The sequence below is a fragment of the Mordavella massiliensis genome, assembly GCF_016902415.1.
Taxonomy (GTDB): Bacteria; Bacillota; Clostridia; order Lachnospirales; family Lachnospiraceae; genus Merdimonas; species Merdimonas faecigallinarum.
In genome coordinates this window covers 1-548 of record NZ_JACJLV010000123.1, presented here as the reverse complement: position 1 = coordinate 548, position 548 = coordinate 1, and the positions used below count along the sequence as shown (strand labels likewise).

General features: G+C 31.6%; 1 protein-coding gene. It reads right to left on the bottom strand.

Translation table 11 applies throughout. From position 1 onward, the window contains the following. Positions 1-415, bottom strand: a 415-nt coding sequence (locus tag H6A13_RS13085) for a hypothetical protein (protein WP_204909961.1), incomplete at its 3' end; no start/stop codon positions are given. Between the last annotated feature and the right edge of the window lie 133 nt (positions 416-548).

The following is a 548-nucleotide window of genomic DNA, read 5'->3' as shown; positions in this document are numbered from 1 at the left end:
CATATATATCTCGGGTTTCTTCATACTCAGGAAGATACCTGCTATTTGCAGGCAAATATTTTCCTTCAATATTTACGAAAACATGATAAGAATGTACATTCTCTATAAAAATTTTTCCTTTACTAGTATTATGTGAAAATTGTCCAGTTTGTTTTTCGCTATCATAATTCAGAACTCCTCCAATATCAAGCGTATTGTTCTCATTCCAAAAAAGAAAAGGTTGACCCAATTCAGTAGCAAACCATATTTCCTTTGAACCTGTTGTTTTTTCATATTTCTGAGAATTAATTATATTAAGACTTCTCTGTTTCATTAGTGGTTCATAACCATGTTCTTCATGTTTGAAGAAATCTATTTCGCTTAGGTACTTTTGTAGAGACTGCGAAATTTTAGGGGATAATGGTTGTCGTTTCATTTTTCTCCTTTCAAAAAATATTAAATAGGCGTTTGCGAAACGCCAAAAGCCGCATAAATACGGCATTTTTTGTTGCCAAAATAAAATATCTCCTCAAGGTTTATGGTAAAATAGAGTTGACTAGAAACTATTA